At 68.0% G+C, this 22602-nt stretch carries 16 protein-coding genes, 1 pseudogene and 1 riboswitch; of the genes and pseudogenes, 7 read left to right on the forward strand and 10 right to left on the reverse strand.

All coding sequences use genetic code 11. The features are described 5' to 3' along the window. The 5 genes and pseudogenes from ON20_RS10240 to ON20_RS10260 all read left to right on the forward strand — a co-directional run. Positions 1-239, forward strand: a pseudogene (locus tag ON20_RS10240) (hydantoinase/oxoprolinase family protein); the annotation flags it as partial. A 35-nt stretch (positions 240-274) separates the two neighbouring features. Next, positions 275-2593 (forward strand): hydantoinase B/oxoprolinase family protein, encoded by a 2319-nt coding sequence (locus tag ON20_RS10245; protein WP_040834908.1) that lies wholly within the window; start codon positions 275-277, stop codon positions 2591-2593. Next, positions 2590-4275: a (2,3-dihydroxybenzoyl)adenylate synthase gene (locus ON20_RS10250; RefSeq protein ID WP_040834909.1), complete on the forward strand. Its 1686-nt coding sequence runs from the start codon at positions 2590-2592 to the stop codon at positions 4273-4275. The genes ON20_RS10245 and ON20_RS10250 overlap by 4 nt, the downstream gene beginning before the upstream one ends. Positions 4276-4303: 28 nt before the next feature. Then, a complete protein-coding gene (locus ON20_RS10255; protein WP_051162110.1) occupies positions 4304-5884 on the forward strand; it encodes an FAD-dependent monooxygenase in 1581 nt (526 codons plus the stop codon). 20 nt (positions 5885-5904) lie between these two features. Then, the gene (locus tag ON20_RS10260) at positions 5905-6681 is read left to right on the forward strand and encodes a TetR/AcrR family transcriptional regulator (RefSeq protein ID WP_040834930.1); all 777 of its coding nucleotides are present in this window, start codon (positions 5905-5907) and stop codon (positions 6679-6681) included. Positions 6682-7011: 330 nt separating this feature from the next. On the opposite strand, the gene ON20_RS34260 is transcribed toward ON20_RS10260, so the two are convergent. After that, positions 7012-8130: a dihydrofolate reductase family protein gene (locus ON20_RS34260; protein WP_083864813.1), complete on the reverse strand. Its 1119-nt coding sequence runs from the start codon at positions 8128-8130 to the stop codon at positions 7012-7014. 128 nt (positions 8131-8258) lie between these two features. Here ON20_RS34260 and ON20_RS10270 point away from each other — a divergent pair, with 128 nt between their 5' ends. After that, positions 8259-11018: a LuxR C-terminal-related transcriptional regulator gene (locus ON20_RS10270; protein WP_051162112.1), complete on the forward strand. Its 2760-nt coding sequence runs from the start codon at positions 8259-8261 to the stop codon at positions 11016-11018. Positions 11019-11827: 809 nt separating this feature from the next. Beyond that, complete coding sequence (locus tag ON20_RS10280) at positions 11828-12823, forward strand: WD40 repeat domain-containing protein (RefSeq protein WP_218002486.1); 996 nt, start codon at positions 11828-11830, stop codon at positions 12821-12823. Between the two features lie 379 nt (positions 12824-13202). On the opposite strand, the gene ON20_RS36245 is transcribed toward ON20_RS10280, so the two are convergent. From ON20_RS36245 to ON20_RS10325, 9 genes are all read right to left on the reverse strand, one after another. Then, on the reverse strand, positions 13203-13715 hold the full coding sequence (locus tag ON20_RS36245) for a hypothetical protein (RefSeq protein WP_040834911.1): 513 nt from the start codon (positions 13713-13715) through the stop codon (positions 13203-13205). Between the two features lie 32 nt (positions 13716-13747). Then, on the reverse strand, positions 13748-13927 hold the full coding sequence (locus ON20_RS10290) for a hypothetical protein (protein ID WP_040834912.1): 180 nt from the start codon (positions 13925-13927) through the stop codon (positions 13748-13750). Between the two features lie 19 nt (positions 13928-13946). Continuing rightward, positions 13947-14210 (reverse strand): hypothetical protein, encoded by a 264-nt coding sequence (locus ON20_RS10295; RefSeq protein WP_040834913.1) that lies wholly within the window; start codon positions 14208-14210, stop codon positions 13947-13949. Then, positions 14191-14523 (reverse strand): hypothetical protein, encoded by a 333-nt coding sequence (locus ON20_RS10300; RefSeq protein ID WP_040834914.1) that lies wholly within the window; start codon positions 14521-14523, stop codon positions 14191-14193. The genes ON20_RS10295 and ON20_RS10300 overlap by 20 nt, the downstream gene beginning before the upstream one ends. A 272-nt stretch (positions 14524-14795) precedes the next feature. Continuing rightward, the gene (locus ON20_RS10305) at positions 14796-15899 is read right to left on the reverse strand and encodes an FAD-dependent monooxygenase (RefSeq protein WP_218002487.1); all 1104 of its coding nucleotides are present in this window, start codon (positions 15897-15899) and stop codon (positions 14796-14798) included. Positions 15900-16420: 521 nt separating this feature from the next. After that, positions 16421-18679, reverse strand: a complete 2259-nt coding sequence (locus ON20_RS33000) for an ABC transporter ATP-binding protein/permease (RefSeq protein WP_051162113.1) — start codon at positions 18677-18679, stop codon at positions 16421-16423. Next, on the reverse strand, positions 18676-19650 hold the full coding sequence (locus tag ON20_RS10315; RefSeq protein WP_040834915.1) for an ABC transporter permease: 975 nt from the start codon (positions 19648-19650) through the stop codon (positions 18676-18678). Before ON20_RS10315 ends, ON20_RS33000 begins: the two co-directional genes overlap by 4 nt. Positions 19651-19656: 6 nt before the next feature. Then, positions 19657-21258 carry an ABC transporter substrate-binding protein gene (locus tag ON20_RS10320; protein ID WP_040834935.1) on the reverse strand — a complete coding sequence of 534 codons (1602 nt, stop codon included), beginning with the start codon at positions 21256-21258 and terminating at the stop codon, positions 19657-19659. A 17-nt stretch (positions 21259-21275) separates the two neighbouring features. Next, a riboswitch (cobalamin riboswitch) is annotated at positions 21276-21446 on the reverse strand. 313 nt (positions 21447-21759) lie between these two features. After that, positions 21760-22533: an IclR family transcriptional regulator gene (locus ON20_RS10325; RefSeq protein ID WP_040834916.1), complete on the reverse strand. Its 774-nt coding sequence runs from the start codon at positions 22531-22533 to the stop codon at positions 21760-21762. Positions 22534-22602 lie beyond the last annotated feature (69 nt).

Raw genomic sequence — 22602 nt, forward strand, 5'->3', positions numbered from 1 at the left:
ACCTCGCGGCCGCCGACTCGACCGACCCGAGCCGGGCACGGCTGGGCACCCGGAAAGTGTGTCTCGACGGGCGCCGCGGCTACGTGGACACCGATATCTACGACTACACCATATTGCGGGCCGGCCATGTGCTGCGTGGCCCCGCGGTTATCGAGGTGCCCACCACAACGGTGGTGGTGCCACACGACACGACCGGAACCATCGACCGGCTCGGCAACCTGAAGATCACCGTCGACTAGCCCGTCCCGCAGAGCATCGCACCAGGAGAACCACCATGACCGCACCCATCCCCGGCTCCGAAGTATTCGCGAGTCGCCCGATCGACCCGGACACGCTGCAACGCTCACTGCCGCCGTCGGTGCCGATCCACACCGTGACCCAGGAGCAGATCGACGGCCTCGACCCGCTCACCTACGAGGTGATCCGCCATCGGCTCTGGTCGGTGACCGACGAAATGGGCGATGCCCTCAAGCGGATGTCGGGATCGCCGATCGTCACCGACGCCAACGACTTCGACTTCGCCATCAGCGACGAGTTGGGCCAAGAAGTGCAGGTCGGCCTGTACAACACGATGCTGGTCGGCGCTGTCGACATGGCCATCTACTGGACTCTGCGGAATCGTTCCACCAACCCCGGCATCGTCGAGGGGGACATGTTCCTGTGCAACGACCCCTGGGTCGGTGGGGGACTGCACCAAAGTGACGTCATCGTCTACCAGCCGGTCTTCCACGACGGCAAACTGTTCGCCTGGACGAGCGCCATCTGCCACGAGCCGGACCTCGGCGGCTCCGGCCTGGGCTCCTTCGACCCGGCAGCCAAGGACGTGTTCTCCGAATCGCTTCCGACACCGCCGATCAAGGTCGTCCGTGATTACGAACTGCAACGCGACGTCGCGGACGTATGGGTGCGCCGCTCGCGCGTCCCGATGCTGGTGGGGCTGGATCTGCGGGCCAAGATCGGCGCGAACACGGTCGGGCGCAACCGGTTGCTCGCGGTGATCGAGCAATACGGCGCCGATACCGTCAAGGCGGTCATGAAGCGCATGATGGCCGATGCCGAGGGACGGTTGCGCGCGAAGCTGGCCGATCTGCCCGACGGCACCTGGCGTGCCACCGGCTATCAGGACCAGGCGCATACCGGTGACCGCGCGGTACACAAGATCACCGTCGCGATGACCAAGAAACACGACCATCTCACCTTCGACTTCACCGGCACCGATCCCCAATGCGGCGTGATCAACTGCACCTATGCCGGTATGCGCGGAGGCGTGATGTTGGCGCTGCTCCCGATCCTGGCCGGCGACATCCCCTGGTCGGCGGGCGGTCTCATGCGGTGTTTCGACCTGATCTCGGAGGAGGGAACGATCAACAACGCCACCTTCCCCGCTGCCGTCAGCCGTGGCCCGATCGGGCCGGCCTGGCTGACCGGCAACCTGATCGCCGAATGCCTGGCCCAGATGCTGGATCAGCACATCGAACTGGGCAAGAACGTCCAGGCGTCGTGCTGCGGCACCTGGGACACCGCCGTCGTCGCCGGGCTCGACGAACGCTCGGAGCAACCCGTGCCGTTCCTCAACATCATGATGGAGCCGATGGCGGGAGGATACGGTGCGTGTCCGGTCGCCGACGGAATGGATACCGGCGGTCTGTTCTGTATTCCGATGGGCCGCATCCCCGACACCGAGATGACGGAATTCCTCTACCCGCTCCTCACCCTGTGGCGGCGAGAGGAACCCGACTCCGGCGGGCCGGGACGCCACCGCGGCGGCGTCAGTGCCTCGCTGGCCGTGACGCCCTACGGGACGAGCCTGCCGATGGGTCTGATCTTCGCCTCGGCGGGTAAGGCCGTCGCGCAGAACGGTGGTCTTGCCGGCGGGCTGCCGGGTAATACCGGACTGGAGATCCTTGCCCGCGAAGCCGGGGTGACAGCGATGCTGGCCGAGGGGAAGATCCCCGGCTCGCTCGACGAGCTGGCAGGTGCCCGGGAACTGGGCGCGTGCTATGCCGAAAGCCACCTTGCCCCTGGGGAAGTCCTGTACATGCATTGGCAGGGTGGTGGCGGCTACGGTGACCCGTTGCGCCGTGAGCCCGAGGCCGTGGCACTCGATGTCCGCAACGGCAAGGTCACCCCATCCGGCGCCGAGGCCGGATACGGCGTCGTCGTGGCCGACGGCGAGGTGGACCTCACGCGGACCGAAGCCCTTCGCGCCGCGGTGCTGGAGGAGCGGCGAACCCGATCGGTTCTCCCCACCGGTCGGGCCGCGACTCTCGACCTGACCAACGCCCGGCGGCTGGACGACAACCTCGTTGTGGTCACGATCGACGGCGCCCGGGTTATCGGGTGTGCGCACTGCGGCCGACTCTTGAGCGACAGCTCGACCGGCACAGTGGAGTTGGCGAGGTTCGAAGGCCCGTCGAGCCTCGCCGGACCGCAGGTCACGTCGGACCCGGGCGAGTACGTGGACACGCCGGTGGTGTTCCGGCAGCAATGCTGCCCAGGATGCTGGACAGCCGTCTACTCGGGCATCGTGCCTGCCGATCACCCGGATCATGTCTCGGAACTGGCGCAGCTGCTCCCGGCGGTGGGCCGGTGATCACGACTTCCCTGACCGGGCGAGCTCGATGGGGGGAACGGCTCGTCGCCTTCCCGAAAGATCGCGCCGAGCGCTACCGGCGTTCCGGGGCATGGACGGACAAGCCGCTGGGGGAGCAGCTGCACGATATCGCCGGCCGTTTTCCCGAGCGGACAGCCGTCGTCACCGCCGAGGCGTCGGTGTCCTTCACCGAACTCGATCGCCGAACCGACAGAATCGCCTACGGACTCGCCGAAATCGGGCTACAACCCGGCGACCCCGTCATCTTCCAGGTCACGAACCGCATCGAGACGGTGTACGCATGGTATGGATGCGTGAAGGCGGGTCTGATCCCGGTCGCGACGCTGGCCGCGCACCGTAGCCGTGAGATCGGATATATCAGTCGAAAGGTCGGCGCCGTCGCGCATCTGGTCGAGACAGGGACGCCGTTCGACCTCGTCGCGTTCGCTCGTGAACAGGCCGACGGACACCCCACGTTGCGCCATCTCGTGACGATCGGTGCGTCCGCCGGAAACGGAACGGTCTCCCTCGAGTCGCTCGGAGACGGGGTGCCGCCCGAGAAGGCACGTGCCCACGTCGAGCGGATCCAGGCCGAGATAGACCCGCTCGACGTAGCCGCCTTCCAGCTCTCGGGCGGGACGACCGGAGTCCCGAAAGTAATTCCCCGCATCCACGCGGAGTACTGGAACAACGCGCTGCTCTACGCGCGACGACTGACATGGACCGAAGAGAACCGCGTCGCGCACCTGATCCCGCTCATCCACAACGCGGGTATCACCTGCGGTCTGCACGGCGCGCACTCGGTGGGCGCGTGCCTGGTCCTGGCCACTTCGGACACCGCCGAGGCTTTCCCGCTGATGGCGCGGGCGCGCGCCACCGATGTCCTGATCGGGCACGGCCACTACCAGGCAGTGCTGACGCCGCACTTCGACCAGGCCCGGAAATTCCTCCGGAGGGTGATCCTGTCGGGGGCGAAACCCTCCGACGAACTGTTCGAACGCGCGGACGCCGGCGACGGACACTGGGCAGGACAACTGTTCGGCATGTCCGAGGGTCTCTTCACGGTGACGCCGCCGGCCGCCCCCGCCGCGGCTCGCGCAACGACGGTGGGCACCCCGATCGCCGAGGACGACGAGGTGCGGATCCTCGAACCAGGGACCGAAACCGAGCTCTCGGACGGGAGCATCGGCGAACTCTGCTGCCGTGGCCCGTACACGATCCCCGGGTATTTCGACGCGCTCGACCACAATCGGACGGCTTTCACCTCCGACGGGTTCTACCGCACCGGCGACTTGGCGAAGATCGTCGTGATCGAGGGCAGGCGGTACCTCTCGATCGAGGGACGGATAAAGGACTTGATCAACCGGGGCGGCGAGAAGATCAACGCCGGGGAATTGGAGCTCCTGTTGGTGAAGCATCCGAATATCGCGAACGCGGCCGTGGTGGCGATGCCCGATCTGCGACTGGGGGAGAAGACGTGCGCGTATCTCGTCGCCGAGAACGGGGTCCCGGTGACGTTGGCCGAAGTGCAGCACCATCTCGATGAGCTGGGTGTGGCGAAATTCAAGTGGCCCGAGCGTCTCGAATGGGTCGAGGCACTTCCCCAGACCAACGTGGGAAAGGTCGACAAGAAGCAACTGCGCAGCGACATCGGCCGGAAGGTGGCGTCGGAGTCGAAATGAACGTTTTTACCGGGAACCAGGAGCACTCATGAAGCTGCGAACAGTGGCGGTACTCGGGGGTGGCCCCGGTGGTCTGTACGCCGCCCGATTGTTGAAACGCAGCCATCCCGCCGCCGAGGTCACCGTCTACGAGCAGGGCTCTCCGGACAAGACCTTCGGATTCGGGGTGGGTCTCGCCTCGCGGACTCAGCGGAACCTGCGGGCCGCCGATACCGCCTCGCTCGAGGAGATCGTCGAGTGCGCACATCCCCACGGAATGTCGATGCGTGTCGGAGACGATGTCGCACGGCTCTCGCACGGAGGGCTTTTGGCCATCGCCCGGACAACCCTGTTGACGGTCCTGCAGCGACACGCCGAAGCAGCCGGAGCACGATTGCGTTTCGGTGAACGACGCTCTGTCGCAGAGCTCGACGCCGATCTCATCGTAGCGGCCGATGGCGTCAGCAGTGCCTCCCGTGCCGATCTCGCGGACGTCGTGAAACCGCGTATCGGCACCGGCTCCGGGCTGTACCTGTGGTGCGGTACCGATTTCGCATTGCCCAGCGCGGTGTTCACCCCCGTCACCACCGAGCACGGCACCTTTGTGGCCCACGCGTACCCGTACGCGGCCGATCGCAGCACATTTCTCATCGAGACCGACGAGCAGACCTGGGCCCGAGCAGGATTCGACCGGACGACCGAAAGCACAGCATCGGCGGAGACCGACCACGAGTCCCTGGCCTACCTCGAGAAGGCGTTCGGAGAGACTCTCGACGGACACCGCCTCATCGGCAACCGTACTCGTTGGCAGCGGTTCCGGACCGTCACCTGCCGGCAGTGGCATGCCGGCAATATCGTCCTGCTCGGCGACGCCGCGCATACGGCCCACTACTCCATCGGATCGGGTACCAAACTCGCGATGGAAGACGCCATCGCGCTCGATCGCGCGGTGAGCGAGGCGTCGTCCCTGGAAGGGGCGCTGACCGAATACGAGCGGACGCGTCGGCGCGACGTCGAACACCTGCAGACGATCGCCAGACGCAGCGAACTGTGGTGGGAGTCGTTCCCGTGGCGAGTCGGCCTTCCTGTGGATCAGCTCATGGTCAGCTATATGACGCGGGCCGGAAAAGTGAGCCTCGATCGATTCGCGGGGTCGGCGCCGGAAGTGTCGCGGCGTGGGCTCGCCGACTACGCGGGCGTGCGTCCCGAGGAGGTGCCCGACTCCGGTCTCGACGACTGGGTCTGCGCCCAGCCGTTGGAACGAGGTGGCCGAACGTTCCGGAGTCGGCTGGCGCTCGCCGGACTTCGCGATGACAGCTCGACCGTGGTGATCGACGTGGATGTCGACTCGGCCTGGGGCGGCCGGGCCGATACGCTCCTGGCCTCGCTGCCGAATTCCGGGATCCTGTGGTTGACCGGAAGCGGCGCCCGCGCGGATGCGCTGACCCGACTCGAGCTCGCCGAGCGTATGACCTGGCAGTCCGATGCGACTGTTGTCGTCGAGGTGCCGGGTGAATTCCGGGCCGATGCCGCGGCGGGACTCGCCGGCGGTCGAACGCACCTGGTGTATCTCACCGGAACCACGGAGGCCGTAGGGAGACCGGTGCACGTCGAGAGCGTGCCGGCATGACGGAGCATACGCTGTCGGAGATGACCACCAACGCACGCGACGAGTCTGCTTCCGCCGAGCCGCGCAGCGGCCGCAGCCGCGGACGCAGACGCGCGCCGTCCGATACCAACACCGGATCGCAGAGCACATCTCGGCGCGAGCTCGTCGAGCGCGAGATCATGGAGCAGGCCACCCGGTTGTTCGCGGAGAAGGGTTTCGCAGGCACTACGCTGCAGGACATCGCTGTGGCGACCGGGCTGACGCGTCCCGCGCTGTATCACTATGTCGCCAACAAGGACGAACTCCTGGCGCGTCTGGTGGCCGAGATCGCCGAACAGCCCGCGCAGTTGCTGCGCACGATCAATGAGCGCACCGATCTCGACCCCGTGCAAAAACTGCGTGAGATGGCCTTGTCCATCGCGCTGCACCAGATGCAGGCGCCCGATCGTTTCCGCCTGCTCATCAGATCCGAGGCCGAGCTCCCGGACTCGCTGGCCAACACGTATCGCAACAGTCGGCGGCGGGTGCTCAAGGAGTTCATCGCTGTCATCGACGACGGAATCCGGGCCGGGCAATTCTTCCCCGTCGATTCCCGCACCGCAGCCCTCGGTGTCATCGGCATGCTGAACTGGGTCGCGTGGTGGCACCACCCGGGCGACACCGGCGGACGCTCGGCGGCCACGCAGTTGGCCGATATGGCCGTCCGCACCGTGATCGACCCCGAGGCCGATACCGAGGGTGGGGCCGGCCCGCGCCGTATTCTCGAACGCCTCCGGCAGAACCTGGACTCGCTCGAACAAACACTCGGGACCATCTGACGCAACGGGGGCCGAATCGAGTCCGGTCGACGGTGAGCCGACCAACTGTCCTTGTCCATCACGGCGCGTCGCGTCGGGCAACGCGATCGGCGCACCCCACCGCGTGAGCGAGACCCAGAGCCGACCGGCACCCACGAGCACGACGAACCCGATTTCACGGCCGTCGACGCCACCGGTATCCCGGTCGTCCCGCCGGGTACCGAGCCGGGCGGGTACATCGGCGAAACGCTCTTCACCGACCGAGCAGAGACACGGGCACGGGCGGGGACCGTGACGCCGGAGAAGAGAACCCCGGGAGCGCTCGAACCATATGCGCTCCCGGGGTTCGCGCTATCGAATCGGCTGGACGATCTCGGTACGCCATTCGGTCGGTGCCGGCCACGACGCGGGGTCGGGTTCCCGCGTGAGATCGATCCACTCGTAGACCTCCCACGAAGCTCCATCCGGCCGGCCGGTCTCGGCCACCCGCGATTCGACCAGGCCATAGGTCTCCTGCAGGCGGTCGTGGGCACCGAGGTGTACGGCGACGACGGCCCGCCCTCCGGGCAGCTCGGTGCATTCGACGCGGCCGGCGGCTTCGACGCCACCGGTGATCGGCACACCGACCTCGACGTCGGTATCGGTTTCACTCATGGAGTGGTAGCGGACGAAGGGCGCCCCCGCGGGCGTGATACCGCGCTCCCGCAGGAACTGCCACAGTTCCCGCAGACTCTGCCCCTGTGCTCGGGTCAGCTCCGCGAGCGGCACCGTGGTGCGGACACCGACGGCCCGCTGTGGGGCCCGGTGGCGGATCTCGACAACGGTCATCGGTCGTTTCCCTTCTTGGTTCGGGCCGGCGGCCGGAACACGGTCGTAGATCAGATGGATGGCCCCGGACTCCGTGGTGGACAGGTCCGTCAGCGACCAGCTCGTACCGGGCAGGCCGTCCTCGAACAGCCGGTCACCACTACCCGCGATCTCCGGGCACAGCGTGATCGACAGTCGGTCGAGTTCACCACCGGCGAGCAGCGCCCGAATGACACTGCCACTGGCGAGCACCAGGATGTCGCCGCCGACCTGCTCACGCAGCTCCCGCACGGTCGTCACGGGGTCGCTATCGGTGATCCGGGCGTTCTGCCAGGTGGGTTCGGAGACGGTGCCGGAGAAAACGACCTTGTCCACGGCGTCGAGCCATCGGGCGAAGGCGCGGTCACGTGGGTCGGCGTTCTCGTCGGTGGCGACCGTGGGCCAGTAGCCGCCGAACCCCTCGTAGTTCTTGCGGCCGAGCAGCGCGGTCGTGGCCGGCTGGATCATCTGTACCATCCGGTCGCGGTTCACCTCGCCGACGGCGTGCGGGACCACCCAGCCCATATCGTATTCGCCGCCGGGTCCGTTGACCCGTCCATCGAGCGAGAGCGAGATATTGGCGACGACCCGGCGTCCGCGGGTCTCGGTGATGTTGTTCGTCATAGCGTCCTTTCGGCTGCGCCCCAATGGCTTCCTCGATTCGAAATACTTCCGCCGAACCGCGGTGAAAACATCTGCCACCTGGCAGATATCTCGCCCCGGGGTGGCGAATCTGCCACACTGCTGGGGCCATGCGAGAAACAGTCCGGTCCCTTCCATCGGAGCTGTCGTCGTTCGTCGGCAGGACCGAGGAGATCGCCGCGCTCACCGCGATGGTCGGCGCGGGCGCGGTGGTTACCGTGGTCGGGCCGGGCGGTTGCGGGAAGACGCGACTCGCGTCCCGGCTGTGCCGGGGCACGGCGGCGGAGTGGCCGGATGGGGTGGTCTGGGTCGATCTGGCCGACGAGCACGACGACGAGGCGGTGGCGTACCGGATCGCCGCCGTGCTCGACCTCGCGATACCCGAGGCATTCCAAGCGCTTCCCGCGTTGGTCGGAGCCCTCGCCGATCGCTCGCTGCTGCTTGTGCTGGACAACTGTGAGCAGGTTGTCCGTGGTGCGGCCGAGGCCGTTGCGGCGTTGTCGAGCGGTTGTCGTCGGCTGGGAATCCTGGCCACCGGTCGTGAACCCTTCGGTATAGAGGGCGAACGGGTGCGGCGGGTGCCGCCATTGGATCTCGCGGATGCGCTGGAGCTGTTTCTTCAGCGCGCCGATATCCACAACGCGGGGCCGGAGACACGGGCTGCGGCCAGACAGGTCTGCGACCGGCTGGATCGATTGCCGCTCGCTCTGGAACTGGCGGCCGGATGGGCGGGCACGTTATCGCTGCCGCAGTTGGCGGACTCGCTGCGCGAGCCGTACACGGTGCTCGGCGGGAGCGGCCGCGGGGGACCGTTCCGGCAGCGCACCCTCGCGGAATCGATGCACCGCAGCCATGAGCTGCTCGATGCCGACGAGCGGATGCTCTTCCGCCGCCTCGCGGTGTTCGAGCCGGGTTTCGCGATGGCGGCGCCGGCGGCGCTCGGAGGGGTATCCCCCGCCCGGTTGCTGCGGGCGCTGCGGGGTCTCGTCGACAAGTCCCTGGTCGCCGCGGACACCACCCTGGAGGTGGCGCGTTATCGGATGCTGGGGGTGGTGCGCGAGTACGCGCTGCTGCGGTTGGCAGAAGCAGGGGAGACCGAGTCCGTGCAGCGCGCGCATCTGCGCTACTACCTCGAATACGTCGAGCGTGCCAGACCCCTGCTGGATACCGACAAGGATTCCTGGCGGGCCGCCATCGGTGTCGAGTATCCGAACCTTCGGGCCGCGATCGAGCGAGGATTGACGCTCGAGCCCACGCTCGCCCGCCGCCTCACCGCCGGATTGGCCTGGTTCTGGCACCTGGGCTCGTACGGTCTTGAAGGGATGCGGCTCCTGCGTTCGGCGATCGAAGCGGGGCGTGAAGAACGCGACCGGTTACAGGCCGCGCTCCTCGTCGCATCGGCTCTGGTCGCCGATACCGCGCTGCCCGGCGGCGCCGGGTACGACGCGGCGCGTGCCGCGGCCGAGTTGGCCACCGAGACCGGGGCGCAGGATATCGGTCGATTGGCGCGGGTGTTGTGCGCGGTGGGGCGGCTCGGCAGCGACCTCGACGCGTCCTATGCCGAAGCATGCGCCGTACGCGATGACGCCGACCGCGCCGGAGACGGCTTCGTCGCCGACTCGGCGCGGGCGCTGTGCGGTCTGGTGCATCTGCTGCGCGACGGGCCGGTGGCGGCCGTCGAACGGCTGGAGCCCGCGGTGGATCGGCTGCTGCGCCGTGGTGAACGCGCGATCGCGTCGTCGGGTCTGGCCTGGCTTTCCGCCGCGACCGCGCAGACGGGTGAGCTCGACCGGGCCGCCGAGCTCGCCGAACGCGCGGTATCCACCGCCGAGCCGTTGCGCGATTTCCACCGGATCGGGGTCGCCCGGGCGTCCTCGGCCGAGGTGCTCGTACGCCGGGGACGTCTCACGGAGGCCGCGGCGGTCCTCGCGCCGATCGAAACCCTGATCGAGGGAATCCGACCCCGGCCGTTCGTACCCGGTTGGGAACGGGTACACGCCCTGCTCGCGCTCGCGCGAAGAGATCCGGACAGCGCGGTGGACTGGTGCCGCCGGGAAACGCGTGGCGCCGATCCCGACAAGGCGCCGACCCCGTGGACCGCCGTGGTCCTCGTGCGCGCGCTGCGCGCCCGGGCGGGGCGTCATGACCGGGCGACGGAAGCGCGGGACGGGCCGGTGCGGGCGGCCCGTCGGCCGGATGTCGCGGCAGGCCGCGACCTCGAGGCGGCCGCGGGAATACTGGCCGCGTTGGGACAGTCGCCGATGGTGCGGATCGTGCCCGCGTTGCAGGCCACCGTCATCGATGAACAGGCCCACCTACTGCGCGCCGACGATATCGAACAAGCGCTGCGCCTGCACCACGAGGCACTGCGCATTCGCGTCGACCACGGCCTGCTGCTCGACTGCGTGGACAGCCTCGAGGCGCTGGCGGCGGTACTGGCTGCTCGCGGCACCGCGGACAAGGCCGCGATCCTGCTCGGCGCCACGGAACGGGCACGGGTCGAGACCGGGACCGTACCGGGCCACGAGATCACCGACCTGCGTCCCCGCCTGGAAACCCGGTTGGGCGCGGCCTTTCCCGGACACCTCGAGGACGGACGGGCCATGCCGTTGCGGCGGGCGATCGACTACACCACCAAGACCAGGGGTCGGCGCGCCCGGCCGGAAACCGGATGGGAGAGTCTGACACCGACCGAGCGGTCCGTCGTCGAACTGGCCGCGTCGGGGCTGTCCAATCCCGACATCGCGGCCCGGTTGTTCATCGGCCGCGGTACCGTCAAAACACACCTGTCCCATATCTACACCAAGCTCGGCATCGCCAACCGCACCGAGTTGGCCCGGCTGAACGTCCTCGCCGAGGGTGACCGGTGAGCCCTGTGGCACCGGCCTGCCGATCGGTCGAACCGGTGCCCGGTCACGAGGCGGTTCGTACCGGCGCGCTTCGGTGTTCGTATCACCGGTCGAGCACCGTGCTGTCGGTGTTCTCGGTGACGGCCGTATCGGCTCGCGTGTCGATGCCGCACCCGCGGCAGGGCGGGGGCTTCCGCTCGCGCTGGTGTGCTGTCGAGGAACCGGTAGGCGGGGCAGAGGAATTCGGTTCCTCGGTGTCCCCGAAAAGCTTGCGGCGGGGGAATGCGGTTCCGATACCGATTCGGGTCGACAGTTCTTCGGGTGGGAGTCGAATATGTTGCGGTCCAACCGTTCGGGCCAGGTGGTGGTCGGCTTCGTTCCGGGTTCGCGGTTCTCGCGTTCGTTGTCGCGACGGGGGTCGTTTCTCTGGGTGCGCCGGTCGCGGCTCCGGGAGATGTCACCACCACTGTGACGTTGTCCGGTAAAGCGGCCAATGGGAGTTTTTATTCGCCGGCGCAACACGCCCGTGTTCCTGACATTTGAGAGACCCTTCCCAGGGATGATGAACAGGGCCATCCGACCGTCGAAGTGACGGCACCCAGGGTGTCGGGGTGGCTGTTGTCGAGACCATGGCACGTGTCCAAGTGGGCAGCGGTGTCGAACAGTTGGTGTGCCATCCACGACTTCCTCTGGTCGCCGGCTTGGATTCCGAGCGGCCGGCGGTTCACGTGTGGGATTGTCGGGAACTGCGGGACCTCGGGACCGTGGGTGCCGACTCGGCTGTCTACGGAAATGCGCCCGATTGGGAGCGGGCGTAGCGGAGACCCGTTGTGGCGTGGCATCCTGACGAGCCGTTGCTGCTGGTGGCGGGTGAAGGCCCAGCGGTGCGGTGGACTCCTGCGGGGCAATCCGCACTGGAAGGTCTTCCGGCCCTCGCCGACTACGGTCATCTCGCATTCAGTCCGAACGGTCAAGCCTTGTGGGCATCGCCCTCGTCCGTTGTCGACCTCGCTTCGGGAGCCCTCGGTATCGGCCCGGCATGGGACACGGGGGTTGCGGCGCATCCGGCCGGCGGTTTGGTGGCCACGCTCCGCAGCGATCAAGGCACGACGCTCATAGTGTTCGCACGGGTCGATCAAGAGGGCGCGCCCGCGATGCGAGTGCTTCGCCGGGCGCTGATCCTGGATGTCGATGGCTACGAGACGCCGATCTTCAGTGCGGACGGGCGCCACTTGGCGATTCGAGGCAACGCGTACGTGAACTCACTGGCCGTATTCGAGTTCCCCTCGCTCGAGCGCGTTCTGGAAACAACGCTGGGGGAACCCTATCCGGGCTACGACTCGCACGAGTGGCTCGAGCGAATGCGCTCGTGGTCGCGATACAACATCGCGTTCGGAGCCCAACCCGGAGTGCTCTGGATCGGAACGCCGACCGGGGCTCTGGTGGAAGTCGATCTGGACGATCAGAGCGCGGTCGAGCACGACGCGGTGGTTGGCTCCCCGGTGACCGCACTGACCGCCACGGCGACAGGCGAGCTCGTTGTCGCCACTGCCGGCGGCGATCTCGTGCTCTTGTCGGTGCATGCTGCCTCCGCAAAGATCGATCCCACGGACAGCGGCTCGTTGCGTGCCCTGGTTGCTGCATTCTTGGACTCCACCTGTGAGGTTCCCGACGACGGTGACCTCGAGACGGATCTGTTCCTCACCGATGGATCGCGGACCTGGGAGCCGGGCGACCTGGCGGCGGTAACCACCGCAACCTCGACGGATCCGACCTGGCTGCAACGTCAAGCGGCCATCAACAACACCCGCGATCGGGAAAAATGACGACAACTCGCCTCGAGCAGAGGAGCGGTCCTTTGTGGACCCGGTCGCAGGTGGTGAGGGTGTGGATGGCGGCAGGTCGATGTCGGGGTTGGTGGCGAAGAGGATCGTCTTCCGATGCCCGGCATCCTGTCGTGCGCTGATCCGCTCAACCAGCGACGAACCGATCCTCACTTTGCCGCAGAGACCGCTGCGGCTCGCGAACTCGGTGCGACCGTCGGGTTGATCGACCACGACCTGCTGTTGGCCGGTGATGCCGCGGCGGCGGTTCGGAATGTCCCCGCGACATCGGGCCCGCCTGGTATCGCGCTGGATGGTCCCCTCGACCTGGTGGCGGTGCGGACGGCGCCGGTCGGTCGGCCATGCGGAAGGCCTCGACCTGCTAATCACCGCGGGCAGGTCGGCCGGCGTCGACCCATTTCTGGTGTCGTTTGACGGCGCGATCGTAGATCCAAGAGATTTCTTTTCCGGAGCGTCGGTTGAAGGCCAGACCGATCATGTGTTGCAGGTCGTGGAATGCGGTCCACATAGGGGAGTCGATGACGGCCAGCGGTTCGGGGCGTTCGGGTGGGTTGGGGGGTAGCGCGACCCAGGTGCCGTCGAGAGCACGGCGGAATGTCTCTCCGATAGCGTAGAAGAAGCGCAGGCCGATCTCGAGGTTTCCCTCGGAGAACATGTCGTGCTCAGTGGGGTAGCGAAGCAGTATCTGCTGTTCGGCTATGACGAGGCCTTCGCGGGTGTAGAGGTGGCCGTCGAGTTCGGGGACATCGTGGCGGATGAACTCGGTCTCCATGGCCGCTTCCTGCATCTGCAGCCAGCTCTGGAAGTCTTCGTCGTGCCGGCTCGCCTGATACTCCGGGGGTTCCCTGAGCGGGTTCTGCTTGTTCGAGGTCATCCGTTCTCCCGGGTCCGCGCCGTGTGCTCGCGCTATTCGTAGTGGTAGTCGACGGTGAACTGGTCTCCGTCCTCGGCCTTCGATCGGTTCAGCTCGGCTTGCCGGCTGGGCGAAACAGGCGCTTTTAGGTTATAGATGATCTTGTCACCGAGGTCGAGGATCTGCTCGTCTTTCTCCGGTCGCTCACCGGCGAGGTGGTCTTCGCGCAACACCTGACCGGCGGACGAGCACTCAACCGACGCGGAGAAACCGCACCTTCTCACCGAGCACTCGGCGCGCACCGTCGAGATCGGCGAGCCGAGCGGAGACGGTCGCCGCGGCGAGATCCGGCGGGAGCACATCGGAGAACTTCAGCCCGCGCACAGCCCGCCCATCGGCGGCGGGCAGCTCGAGAGCGGGGAGCCCTGCGCGTACTGTCGCGAGGGCCCCTCGCCACATATCGGCGGTGAGATCGGGCCGTAGTGCGATGCCGAAATCATCCGGGGCCGAAATCATCCGGGCGACGCCCCGCGGCGACTGTCGACAGTGCGGCGGCCGTCGTGGCGTTGGCTCGATACCCCGCCCACGTCCACCACCGCGCCGCGCCGGGTGTGGTGTGGATGATTGTCGCCTCGGCGTCGACCGTGCTGCCGGTCCGGGTGGCGCGGAGTTCCGCCGGCCGGGCCGCTGCCCGGCGGGTGAGGTCGACGGGCGGATCGATTCCGCACAGCACATCGCGTAGTGCGCGGGTGAGCTCGAACGAGAGGCCACGGATTCCGAGATCGGCCCATTTCGCGATGCCCCCGCCGTCGGCGGGCTCGACGAACACCCGGCGCCGTGCCCAGTCGATATAGCCGACCCGCCGGCCGCGCCCCCGAGCAGCAGACGGCAGTGTGTCGGGGTGGAATCCGAAGATGAGGGCCGGCCCGCCGAATGCGCCGACGGATCGAACATCTTCAACCGCACCACACCGGGGTGCCGGAACTGGTTCAGTGCGGCCGCCTCCCGCTGGGCGGCATCCTCCACCGATTTGCGGGCATGTGGCTTTGAGGACACTCTCCAGCGCAGAAAGTCTCGCAGGCCGCGACGGCGATAGGATCGTCAGCCCGGAAGCAACCGCAGCGCGGTGTTCCGCACAGCGATACCCGCAGACGTGGCCGGGACCAGAAACGCCTTCGCCGCCCTGACACCCCGCTGCTTCCGTTCAACCACACGGCGGTGCCGCCGCTCGTACCGCAGCAATGCCGCCGCCGGATCATCGGGTGTGGTGGTGAGTTCCTCGGCCAGTGTGTGAGCCCCGACCATCGCGTTGGACGAACCATCACCGAACAACGACACACACGACGCCGCGTCGCCAACCAACGTCACCGGGCCCTGCGACCATTGCGGCAGCCGTACCCGGCTGACCGCGTCACAGTACAGATCACCGGCCTTGCGGACCTGGTCGACGGCGTCGGCGAAAACGCCCGAGTTCCCGGTGAATTCCGCGGTCACCAGTTGCTTGTGCAACGGTAGGTCCCGCGCACTGAACCCGGCCACCGCCGCGTGTCGGAACATGAACACCACCCCACCGGCAGGATGCGTGCCCACCACCCGACCCGGCGTGTTGTACAACACCACATCGCGATCGTCGCCGCCATAGGCCGCCAGCGGCAGTGTCGCCACATACATGCCCAAATGCCGGACGAATTGGCTTTCCGGCCCGAACACCAGCCGCCGCACCGTCGAATGCAAGCCGTCGGCTCCCACCACCAGATCGAATCGGCCCGCACTGCCGCCGGAGAAGGTCACGTCCACACCACCGGGGTCCGGGGCGAGCGCGGCGATGGAGTCGCCGAACCGGACCCGCGCATGCTCCCGCATGGCATCCAGCAATGCCGCCGCCAGCTCGGCACGTCCGATTTCCAGCTCTCGATCACCGGCCGACCCTTGAAACGCGGACAATCGCACCGTGGCCGCCGGCGCACCGCCGGCACCCACGAAAACCAGTCGCTGGGCACCGGTTGCGGCCTCGCGCAGCCGCGGCATGACCCCCATCTTCTCGGCCACATCCACCGCCGCGCCTCTCACATCGACCGGGCTGCCGCTGGAGCGCTGCTCGGTCGCGCGCTCGACAACCGTGACATCGAACCCTGCACGGCCCAACCAAAAGCCCAGCGTCGCCCCCGCGATCCCGGCCCCACTGACCAGCACCGACCTAGGCACGGACAACACCTACTCCGTCCGGAGCGCACGCCGGCCCTGCGGTAGGTCTTTCAGCAGCGCCGTATTCGATCGCCTGCTTGTATGGAACAGCGACGTCGGCTGTCGGCATCAGCGCTAGCACACCCACCACCGTCTTCCGAGCCGAGCCCAGGATCCCGCGGAATGCGGGCCTGCGCTGCCGACCAGACTTCCCGGCGCACCCACCCGTAAAGATGGCATACAGAACACGACCGAGGCAAACCCGGTACCAAGACGACCGGCCCTTCCGAGGCATGAAGTCGGCCACAGTGAACGTCAACCACCCTACGCAACCGAACCGGCAATGTCGGCATCGGCAGCCGCGAATTATGTTGGTGCAGAGAAGAAATACCGAGGCGGTAAGCACCGCGGAACCACGCACCCGGCCGGCGGAGATACGCATTGGTCGACACGTGGCATGGCCGAAACGGTGGTCGACCAGGTGTACGCAGGTGCCTTCGATGACGCCGGTGGCGATGGACCATCTCGGGGTGGTGTGTGGCTCATTGCGCGGGGATACCCGGGTCGGCGCCGGCGAGCGGCAGCGGGCGGGCCGTACGGTCGAGTTCGTCCAGGGCCAGCACCGAATCGGCGAGCCGTTCGATAACCGTGCTCTGATGGCTGATCAGCAACAGCGCCACACCCGTTCGGCGCAGCCGGTCGAGTAGTTCGAGGACGATCCGCTGCGATTCGGTGTCGAGCGAGGCGGTGATCTCGTCACAGATCAGGACGCGCGGGCCGGCCGCGAGGGCGCGGGCGATCGCCACCCGCTGCTGCTGCCCGCCCGAGAGCTCACCGGGCCTGCGCGCGGCAAGCGTCGGATCGAGCCGGACCGCGGTCAGCAACCGCTCGGTCTCGCGGGCCGCCGTGGCCTCGTCCATACCGCGAAGAAGACGCAACGGCCGACCGATCTGGGTGCCGATCCGGTGGGCCGGATTGAGCGAGCCGGCCGGGTTCTGGAAGATCAGCTGCACGGCGCGGCGCTGGTCGACGGCGCGTCGATCGACGGTCGGGTGCAGGGGCGCGCCGTCGAGCCGGATCGTCCCGCGCGCCGGCGGATGCAGCCCCGCCAGCGCGCGGGCCACGGTTGTCTTGCCCGCTCCGGACCGGCCGGTGAGGGCGAGGCAGACGCCGGGGCGCAGGGTGAACGAGATGCCGTCGACGACCGGACGGGAGCGGTGGGCGACGGCGAGTTCGTCCACGCGCAGGATCGGCTCGGTGGCGGATACCGCGGACCGGGTGGGTGGCGCCGGGGCGGTCTTCGTGGTCGAGGTGCGCAGCGGAGCGTAGGAAACGACCCGGCCCTCGGCTAGTTCGAGCACCTCGTCGATCAGCGGCGCCACAGTGGTCAGGTCGTGGGTGATGATCAGCAGCGTGGTCGCGGACTCGCGACGCAGCGCGGAGAGAGTGTCGACGAGTTCTTCCCGGGCGCGGGCGTCGAGCCCGGTGGTCGGCTCGTCGAGGACGACCACCGCCGGGTCGCCGAGCAACGCCATTGCCAGCAGCACGCGTTGTTGCTGGCCGCCGGACAGTTCGTGCGGGAAGCGCCGCCGAAAGGAGCGGTCGTCGGGTAGGCCGACCCGACGAAGTGCCGCGGTGACCTGCGCCGTGACGTCGGGTCCGCCGCGCAGCCGGGCGATCTCGGCGATCGCGGTGCCGATTCGCAGCGCCGGATTGAGGCCGGTGGCCGGGTCCTGGGGGACGAAACCCACGGCGCGGCGACTCCCGGTTGCACCGATGGTGACGGTGCCCCGAGCGATCAACCCGGCCGGCAGCGCACCGAGGACGGCCGAGACGAAGGTCGTCTTACCGGCACCGGACGGGCCGAGGATCGCCAGACTCCGACCGGGAGCCACCCGCACCGACACATCCTCGAGCACCGGATGACTCTCCGCGGTGCGCACGGTCAAATGCTCGACCCGCACGCCGCCCGCGTCGGCTCCGAGTGTCGGCGCGGTCCCTCCGATGCCGGCCCGGCGAGGTACCAGTGTCCGGTCGGCGACCATATTCACCGAGACAACCAGGGCCGTGATCAGCAGTGCCGGGGCGAGTACCGCCCAGGGCTGGAGCCCGAACCCCGGTCGGTTCTCCGTGATCATCAATGCCCAGTCGGGGGAGGGCGGGCGCAGCCCCAAACCGAGGAAACCACCGACCGCGACGATCGAGATCACCCCCGACAACCGGACCCCGGCGTCGGCCTGCACCACCGCGCGGAGATTGGGCAATACCTCGACAAGCGCGAGCCGCCACAGCGGTTCGCCCCGAGCCCGCGCCGATTCCACGAACCCGGCGCCGGCGATCTCGTGCACCGCGGTGCGGACGATCCGCGCGATCCACGGCACCGAAGTCAGCGAGGCCGTCAGCACGATCGCGCCCGGACCGGCGCCGAGAGCCGTCGCGATCACGGCGAGCAGCAGAAACCATGGGATGACGACGATCGTGTCGACCGGTCGCATGATCCAGCGGTCGGCGCCGCGCCGCAGTCCCGCGAGCAGGCCGAGTCCCATACCTGCCAGGTAGGCGACGGCCAACGACAATCCGGTGATCACCAGCAGGGGTAGCCCACCGTGCAGAACCCGGCTGAGCACATCGCGACCGACGACATCGGTCCCCAGCGGATGGTCCGGGCTCGGCGGCCGGAACGGCGGACCGCTGGGGGCGGTCGGCGCGTACGGCGCGAATACCGGGCCGAGCACCACGACGAGCAGCACCGATATCAGAACCAGCAGCCAGCCCGTCCGGAGCCGGGCGCCGCGCCTCACCGCTGTACCTCGGCGACCAGGGTGCGTGCCCGAGGGCTGACCAGGAGGGCGAACAGATCCGCGGCCAGGTAGGCGCCGATCCCGAACGCGGCCAGCAGCACCGAGGTGGACTGGACGAACGGGTAGTCGCGGGCCGCGATGGCGCTCAACAGCTCCTGGGACAGACCCGGATAGACGAACAGTGTCTCCACGACGGCGATACCGCCGACCAGACCCACCACCGCCCCCGCAAGCGGATGAATAGATGCGGACACCGCGTTGGGTGCGACGTGCCGCAGGAACAGCCGCACCCCGCCGACCCCGTTCAGCCGGGCGGTTCGGATGTACTCGGTGGCCACGACCTCGGCGGTCCGGGCCCGTACCATCCGCACCGGATGCGGCAGCAACCCCAGCAACAGGCAGGTCACCGGCAGGACCAGGACCTGTGGACGGCTCCACACGCCGGCACCCGCGGGCACCAGCGATACCGCGGGCAGCAGGCGCAGGGACAGCGAGACGATCGCGACGAGCAGCACGCCGACGATGAACGACGGCATCGATTCGATGGCCAACGCGGCAACACTGACCACCCGATCGGTACGCGATCCCGGGCGGGCCCCGGCCAGCAGGCCGAGCCCGATGGCCAGTGGGATCAACACGGCGGCGGTGATGAGCGCCAGCGCGACGCTGTTGGCGAGCCGAGCCGCCAGGACGTCACCGACCGGGCGGCCCGAGATCAACGAGTGACCGAGATCGCCGCGCAGGAAACCGACGACCCACTCGGCGAACCGGATCGGGGCGGGCCGGTCCAGCCCCAGTTCACCGCGCAGGGCGGCCAACTGCTCCGGCGAGGGATCACCGGCCCCCTGCCGGGACAGGATCACCACCGCCGCATCCGAATCCAGCATTTCGAACAGGCCGAATACGATCAACGCGACCGCGAACAGCACGCCGGCCGCCGCACCGACGCGCCGCAGGAGATAACGGAGCACGCCCGCTCACCCCTCGGTGGCCAGCCAGGTGGTGGCGTAGTTCGCCCAATCGTCGGTACCTGGTACACCGCTGCGCACACCCCGGATATGGGCCCGGGCCGCGTCGGGTCGTTTCGCGAAACTGTGCAGGATGTAGCCCCCTCCCTGCCACAGCTCCTCCTGCAGTTCGGCATACAGCTCGCGACGGCGTTCCGGGTTCATCGCGGCCCGCGCCTGCGCGAACTTCATATCCCAGCCTGGGCGGCGCCAGCCGGTGCCGTTGCTCGGCGACGAACTGGTCATGGTCTGGCCGTAGAAATAGTCGAGGCTGTAGTTCCACCACCCGATATGGGAGAGTGCTGCCTTACCGCTGACCTGGGAGAAATAGGTGTCGGCCGGCACCGATTCGAGTTCGATGGTGATTCCCGCCGCCCTGGCCTGCTCGGCGTACAGCGTGGCCGACTCGACCATCCCCGGCATACCGTCGGCGGTGGGCAGCGTGACCACCGGATTCTCCTTGCCTGCCGCGCGCAACAGTTCCCGGGCCCGCTGCGGATCGTAGCCGCGCTGGGGGAGGGTGTCGTTGTAGAACGGCGCTCCCTTGCCGTAGAGATCGTTGCCGACCTCGCCGTATCCGTAGTAGACGGAATCGACCATCGCCTGCCGGTCCACGGCCAGCCGCATCGCCTGCCGGACACGCACATCGTCGAACGGCGGCAGGTCGACGCGCATCTGGAAGGCGCCCATGAGACCCGCCGGCGGCACGATCACCGTGACGCTCGGGTCGCGCTCCAACTCGCGGGCCTGCAGATGGCTCATCTCGTGGACGACATCCGCCTCACCGGACAGGAAGGCGTTCATCCGTGCCGCGGTTTCGGCGATCTGGATGATCTCCACCTCGTCCAGAAGCGCCGGTCCGTCCCAGTGCCGGTCGTTTCGCCGCAGCAGGGCGCGATCGCCGGGCGACCACTCCGCCAGGGCGAAGGGCCCGGTACCCACCGGCAGGGTGTGTTCGTCGAAGGTGGTGGTGCCGTCCTTGACGACGTAGCAGTACCAGCCCGCCAGCACGGAACCGAAATCGGCGATCGGCGTGTTCATCGCCACCACGACGTCCAGGTCTCCGTCCGCGTGGGTGCGGGACATATCGATCATCGCCAGATCGCCCGACGACGGTTTCGCCGGATCGAGCATCCGCTCGAAGCTCCACAGCACGTCACGCGAGGTCAGGGGCGTGCCATCGCTGAAGACCACTCCCGGGCGGAGCCGGATCCGCCATTCGCTCCCGTCGGCATCGGGTTCGAGGGAGCGGGCGAGCCGGTAGCGCGGTGTCAGGTCGTTGTTATAGGCGACCAGTCTGTCCCAGACGTTCTTCGCCACCGCTCCACCCGCCGAGCTGCCCGCCACATGCGGGTCGAGCACATCGGCGCTCCCGGACCGGCCCGCGATCACAGAGCGCAGCCGGCCGCCCGGTCGTGGCGGTCCGTCCGGCGCGCCGGACGGACCGATATCGGTGCCGCAACCGGCCAGGGACGGGACACCGCCCAGGGCCGCGAGCCCGAAGAGCGCCGCGGTCCCGGTCATGACTCGTCGCCGGCCGATGCCGGACCGGCCTGCTGTGGAGTTGTTCATCGCCATCCTCGTGGGTGTCATCCCGTCACGCCGGCGCAGGTGTCCTGGCTCCCGGATCGACGCATCTCCGCCGGCCTTCCAACCCGGGTAGGTCGTGGCCACGAAATCGGCGGATCGCTCCTCGGTGACAGTTGCGGGACAGCCCCGGATTCGCACCGGTGTTCCCCACGCCGGGAAAGACGTTACCGGGTGAGCCCGCCCCTCACCCGGCCGAGACCCGCTCCGGTCTCCTGCTCGAAGCGGGGCCGGCCGCGCACCTCGGCCGGAAAGGTTCCGGAGGGGGACCCACGAGAGCCGACCGGGAGCAGTACCTCAATGTCCACGTCTCGCGCGAGCCCGCCGCCGGCGAGGCCCCGCGATCGCCGTTGAACCGGCCGACTACGAAGGATTTCCGGAATACCCGACGGGTGGTGGGCTTGGCGCTCGAGCGCGGGTTCGATGTGGTGTTCGGGCTCCGTCGCCCGGGTGGGCGGCCTGCCGATCGGTCGGGTGCTCGGCGAATTATCGGAGCCGAATCCGGTATCCGTCTCGGCTCAGGTTGTCTTCGACCGTATGCGCGGCGGAGCGAAGGCTGTCGACGTAGCGGCGGAGATCGTTCCGATCGAAGCGGGTGCTGGGGAGGGCGATGGTCAGTGCGGCGACGGGGCGGCGCTTCCCGTCCCGTACACAGACGCCGATTCCGCAGACGCCGCTTTCGGTTTCATCGATGTTCACGCCGTAGCCGGCCTTGCGGACACTGGCGAGATGGGTTTTGAGCGCATCGAGATCGGTGATACGGGCCGTGCGCCAGGGCGGTAGCCCATTGTGATAGATGGTGTCGACCTCGTCGTCGCCGACCTCGGCCAGAAGTGCCTTGCCGCCAGCGGAACAGTATGCGGGCATCTGGTCGCCGATTCGCGCTGCCACCCGCAGGACGCCCCCGGCCTCGGCGCCGTCGACGAACTCGATGTTCTGTCCCTTCAGAACCATGAGCTGGGCGGTTTCGTCCACCGTGTCGGTCAGCCATTCCAGGGCCGGCCGGGCGGCCCTGCGGAGCGTCGCCTGTTGGATCTCCCCGCCGATGGTGGCGATCAGTTCGGGGCCGGCGCGATAGAGGCGGTCCCGGGTTTGTACCGCGAACCCCCGATAGCAGAGGGCCCCGAGTAGGCGGTGGGCGGTGGAGGGGACCACGCCGAGGTGGTCGGCCGCGGTGGTGACGCTCATGGGCTCGCCATCGCGCAACAACAGGATCAACTGGAGGGCTCGGTCTACCGATTCCAGACGAGCTACCGGCATGCTATTCCGCACAGAAGAATTGTTGCACAATTTATTGCCTAGTGGAGAACTTCTGGGTACGTTCACTGA

The sequence above is a fragment of the Nocardia brevicatena NBRC 12119 genome (assembly GCF_000308495.1).
Taxonomy (GTDB): Bacteria; Actinomycetota; Actinomycetes; order Mycobacteriales; family Mycobacteriaceae; genus Nocardia; species Nocardia brevicatena.

Bases quoted from the DNA above. Each gene is read 5' to 3' on its own strand.
- ON20_RS10245 (WP_040834908.1), top strand. From the start codon at position 275: ATGACCGCACCCATCCCCGGCTCCGAAGTATTCGCGAGTCGCCCGATC.
- ON20_RS10255 (WP_051162110.1), top strand. From the start codon at position 4,304: ATGAAGCTGCGAACAGTGGCGGTACTCGGGGGTGGCCCCGGTGGTCTG.
- ON20_RS10260 (WP_040834930.1), top strand. From the start codon at position 5,905: ATGACCACCAACGCACGCGACGAGTCTGCTTCCGCCGAGCCGCGCAGC.
- ON20_RS34260 (WP_083864813.1), bottom strand. From the start codon at position 8,130: ATGACGAACAACATCACCGAGACCCGCGGACGCCGGGTCGTCGCCAAT.
- ON20_RS10270 (WP_051162112.1), top strand. From the start codon at position 8,259: ATGCGAGAAACAGTCCGGTCCCTTCCATCGGAGCTGTCGTCGTTCGTC.
- ON20_RS36245 (WP_040834911.1), bottom strand. From the start codon at position 13,715: ATGACCTCGAACAAGCAGAACCCGCTCAGGGAACCCCCGGAGTATCAG.
- ON20_RS10295 (WP_040834913.1), bottom strand. From the start codon at position 14,210: ATGATTTCGGCCCCGGATGATTTCGGCATCGCACTACGGCCCGATCTC.
- ON20_RS10320 (WP_040834935.1), bottom strand. From the start codon at position 21,258: ATGAACAACTCCACAGCAGGCCGGTCCGGCATCGGCCGGCGACGAGTC.
- ON20_RS10325 (WP_040834916.1), bottom strand. From the start codon at position 22,533: ATGCCGGTAGCTCGTCTGGAATCGGTAGACCGAGCCCTCCAGTTGATC.